This is a genomic window from Aeromicrobium sp. (assembly GCF_036676885.1).
Taxonomy (GTDB): Bacteria; Actinomycetota; Actinomycetes; order Propionibacteriales; family Nocardioidaceae; genus Aeromicrobium.
The window spans coordinates 1-4,287 of the sequence record NZ_JAKFCB010000374.1 but is presented as its reverse complement, the minus strand read 5'-3'; the positions used below and the strand labels follow the sequence as shown (position 1 = coordinate 4,287).

At 69.6% G+C, this 4,287-nt stretch carries 4 protein-coding genes; 2 read left to right on the top strand and 2 right to left on the bottom strand.

The window, feature by feature from the left end; translation table 11 throughout:
- On the bottom strand, positions 1-1,097 hold a 1,097-nt coding region (locus V6M46_RS17720), incomplete at its 3' end, for an alpha/beta hydrolase (RefSeq protein ID WP_332667512.1).
- 53 nt (positions 1,098-1,150) lie between these two features.
- On the opposite strand from V6M46_RS17720, the gene V6M46_RS17715 reads away from it, so the two are divergent.
- Entirely contained in the window at positions 1,151-2,542 is a 1,392-nt protein-coding gene (locus V6M46_RS17715) for a WS/DGAT/MGAT family O-acyltransferase (RefSeq protein ID WP_332667510.1), read from the top strand.
- A gap of 94 nt (positions 2,543-2,636) precedes the next feature.
- Here the strand turns inward: V6M46_RS17715 and V6M46_RS17710 are convergent, their stop codons facing one another.
- Complete coding sequence (locus V6M46_RS17710) at positions 2,637-3,578, bottom strand: alpha/beta fold hydrolase (protein WP_332667508.1); 942 nt, start codon at positions 3,576-3,578, stop codon at positions 2,637-2,639.
- Between the two features lie 80 nt (positions 3,579-3,658).
- Here V6M46_RS17710 and V6M46_RS17705 point away from each other — a divergent pair.
- Positions 3,659-4,287, top strand: a 629-nt coding sequence (locus V6M46_RS17705) for an acyl-CoA dehydrogenase family protein (protein WP_332667507.1), incomplete at its 3' end; no start/stop codon positions are given.

Below are 4,287 nucleotides of genomic sequence, written 5' to 3'. Positions count from 1 at the left end.
GCGTCCGACTTCTCCTCCAGCGCGGCGACGAAGGCGCGAGCCTGGTTGACCGACACCACGGTGTCGTTGCGTCCGTGGATCACGAAGAAGTCGGGTGTGTGCTCGGTGACGTGGGCCAACGGCGACGCCTGGACGAAGTCGTCGAGATGCGTACGCGGGTCCTTGCCGAACACCCTCGGGCCGAGGAACCTGTCGCGCATGTCGATCGCGGCACGCGACTCGGTGATGCCGCCGAGGTCGTAGACGCCGTAGAACGGGACGCACGCCGCGACCGAGGTGTCGGACTCCTCGAAGCCGGGCTGGTACTCGGCAAGGCCCGGGGTGAGCGCGGCGAGCGCCGCCAGGTGACCACCCGCGGATCCGCCGGTGATGACGACGTACGAGGAGTCGCCGCCGTACTCCTTGATGTTCTCGTGGACCCAGGCGATCGCCCTCTTGACGTCGACGATCTGCGTCGGGAAGCGGTGCTTGGGCGCGAGCCGGTAGTTGACCGAGACGCAGACCCAGCCCTGCTGAGCCATCCGGTTCATCAGGAGGATGCCCTGCTGCTCCTTGTTGCCGATCGTCCAGCCACCACCGTGGATCTGGATCAGCACGGGGGCATCGGCCAGGTCGCGGTCCTTCGGGCGACGGATGTCGAGGTGCGCCTTCTTGCCGCCCTCGGTGTAGGGCACGTTGCGCAGCACCTCGATGTCGCGCGCGCGGAAGTTGAACGGCCGGACGACTGATCCGCGGGGGATTCGCAGGTCGAGCGGTCCGGGAAGGTCGAGCTCGTCGAGGTAGCCGTCGCCGATGCCCTTGCGCAACGCCTCGTCGAGCTGCGTGCCGGTCCGGCGTGCTCCGGCGATCGTGTAGCCCAGGAGCCCGGCCGCGACTGCGGCCGCGGCAAGCCCCAGGCGTGACGGCTTTCCTCGTCGTACGGTCAGCTCCGCGGCGGTGTCGACCGCGGCGGCGGTCAGCAGATGAGGAGCCAGCTCGCTGACCGGCCAGCCGAGGGCGAAGGAGGGGATCGAGGACCATCCGCGGCGCATCGGACGTACGGCATTGAGGGCCAGGGCGGCAAGGGCGAGCTGGCGTCGGGTGAACCCGGCTGACATGCAAACTCTCCTCGTCGGGTAGAACAAGTTCTAGGCGGGACTAGGATACGGCCATGGATCGACTCAGCGGACTCGACGCCAGCTTCCTTTACCTCGAGAGCGGCGCGCAGCTGATGCACGTGTGCGGCGTGATCGTGGTCGACCCGGCGACGATCCCGGGCGGCTACGACTTCACTCGGTTCAAGGACGAGCTGTCCCAGCGGGTCTCGGGCATCCCGATGTTCAACCGCAAGCTCAAGTTCGTGCCCGGCCGGATCGACTTCCCGATATGGGTGACCGACGACGAGTTCGACATCGACCGGCACGTGCACCGGATGGCTGTGCCCGCACCCGGCAGCGAGCGCGAGCTGACCGAGGTCGCCGGGCACCTCGCCGGCATACCCCTCGACCGTTCGCGGCCGCTCTGGGAGATGCACGTCATCGAGGGGCTCGCGAACGGCAAGATCGCGGTGTTCTCGAAGATGCACCACGCGTCCGTCGACGGCGTCTCCGGGTCGAACATGATCTCGTACCTCTGCAGCCTGGAGCCCGAGGCGCCACCGCTCGACACCAGCGACGGCGATCATCAGCGCGCGCCGTCCGACCTCGAGCTGGTGGGGCGTGGGTTGTTGGCGACCGCGACCAAGCCGTGGCAGCTGGCCAAGCTGGTGACGCCGACGGTGCGCACCCTGGTGGAGACCGCCAGCCGGGCGAGGCAGGGTACGGCGATGGCCGCTCCGCTGACCGCGCCGCGTACGTCGTTCAACGGCACCATCACGGGGCACCGGTCGATCGCCCTCACCGATGTCTCGCTCGACGTCATCAAGGAGATCAAGAACGCGATCCCCGGGGCCACCGTCAACGACGTCGTCCTCGCGCTGAGCGGCGGCGCACTGCGGCGCTACCTCCTCGACCGCGGTGAGCTCCCCGACTCGTCGCTGCTGGCCAGCGTCCCGGTGTCGGTGCGCAACGAGTCGACGAGGACCGGCGGCCGCAACAAGGTGTCGACCATCTTCTGCCGGCTCGGCACCGACGTCGAGGACGCTCGCGAACGCATCACCGAGATGTCCGTCGCCAACGCGCACGCCAAGGACCATCACACCGCCGTACCGGCCGACACGTTGCAGGAGTGGGCGGAGTTCGCGGCGCCGCGGACATTCGGGCTGGCGGTGCGGATGGTGTCGGACCTCCGACTCGCCGAGCGGGCTCCGGTGATCCACAACTTGGTGATCTCGAACGTTCCCGGCCCGCCGGTGCCGCTGTACTTCGTCGGTGCCCGGATCGATGCGCTCTATCCGCTCGGCCCGATCTTCCACGGCGCGGGTCTCAACATCACGGTGATGAGCAACAACGGCCAGATGCACATCGGCGCGATCGCCTGCAAGGAGCAGATGCCGCGCGTGTGGGACCTGGTCGACCAGTTCCCGCTCGAGCTCGAGGCCATGCGCAAAGCCATCCTGGGCTGACCCGTTTGACCCGTTTGACCCGTTCGCCGGTCGATGGGTCTCGATACGTCGGCCGCGGGCGGCCTCCTACGCGACCGACGAGGGTGGGCGAGGGTCACGCCGGTTGGCGGTCGCGCATGCGCGCGGCGGTGGCGTGGGCCGCCTCGAGCAGGGCCGGCACGAACGCCCGGTGCTCCAGCACGCAGCCCGCGTGGCCGCAGGCGGCCTCGTGCACCGTCGCGCCGGGGATGCGCTCGGCGATGTCGCGCTGACGATCGGGCGGGATCACCCGGTCCTTCGTCGTCACGACGACCGCGGTGGGCACGTCGACCTGCGACAACCACTGGCTCGAGTGGTGGCGGCCGAGGGATGCCACTGCCTGGCCGACCGCCCAGGGGCTGGTCGCGCGCCACTGCTTCATCGCCCAGGCGGCGGTGTCGGAGCTGTCGGCGTCGATGGCCTCGACGGCGGCCGAGCTGGCTCGTCGGACCACACTCGACCGGGACAGGGTCGCGCTCAGTCCCATGCCGAGCTCCATCCCGGCGTGGAAGATGCGCTCGCGACCGTTGGTGCGGAAGTGTGCGGTGCTGGCGGCCAGGATCAGCCCGCCGATGACGTCGGGGTGCTGACGCCACACCCGCTGCGCAATGACCGAGCCCATCGAATAGCCCGCCACGATGGGCCGGTCCAGGCCGAGGGCATCGATCACCTCGGCGACGTCGGTGGCGCAGTCCGAGATCAGGAACCGCTCGGAGGTGATGCCCCGGCCGTGCCAGCGCTGGTCGAACGTGATGACGCGATAGTGCTCGGCCAGCCGGGGGATCGCGGGGAACCAGGTCAGCTGGCCGGTGCAGCCCACGGCGTGCAGAAGGATGATCGCGGGAGCGTCCGGAGTCGGCCCCGGTACGTCCGTGAGCCACGTGCGGCCGCGCCGGGGCAGGTCCAGCCAGCGCCCCTCGGGCAGGTCCACGGGAGGCAGGTCGAACAGGTCCCACGACGAGGGGTCGGGCAGCAGGTGACGTACGACTGACAGCGGCAGCTTGAGCGGGTTCCGCACACATCCTCCTCGAGACAGCGCTCCACAGAGTAGAACACGTTATAGTTTTGCACGAACAGGCTGCACTCGAAGGATTGGGGATGTGCGTGGACTCGGTGCTTGACGAGGTGCGCTCCGTCATCGGCGACGTGCTCGACCGCGGTGACGGGACGTGGCGCGCGCTTCAGGAGTCCGGCCTGCTCGCGCTGGTCGCCCCGAAGGAGCACGGTGGCGAGGGTCTGGGCATGGCCGAAATCGCCGTGTTGCTGCACGAAGTCGGCCGGCGCGCGGCGGAGCTCCCGGTGTGGGAGACCGTCGCCTGCGGCCTGCTGCCCCTCGTCCGGTCGGGCTCCGAGACGTTGCAGGCCGACCTGGTCCCGAAGGTCCTTGCCGGTGAGCTGACGTTGGCTCCCGCCCTCGGTGAGCCTGGCAACGCGCTGCCGGCCGAGCCCGCGACGACCTACGACGGCACCGGCGTGACCGGGACCAAGGTCGGCGTCCCGGTGCTGGACGGGAAGACTCTTCTGCTCGTCTCAGCCGGCACGAGCGTGGTGCTCGTCGATCCCGACGGCCCCGGGGTCAGCCGGGTCGACACCCGGGCCTCGCGGGGCGCGCTCGAGGCGACCTACACCTTCACCTCGGCCCCGGCGCTCGGTGAGCTCGACGCCGAGGTCGTACGCAGTCATGCCATCGCCGGACTCGCCGCCCTCGGCGCCGGGGTGGTCGAAGG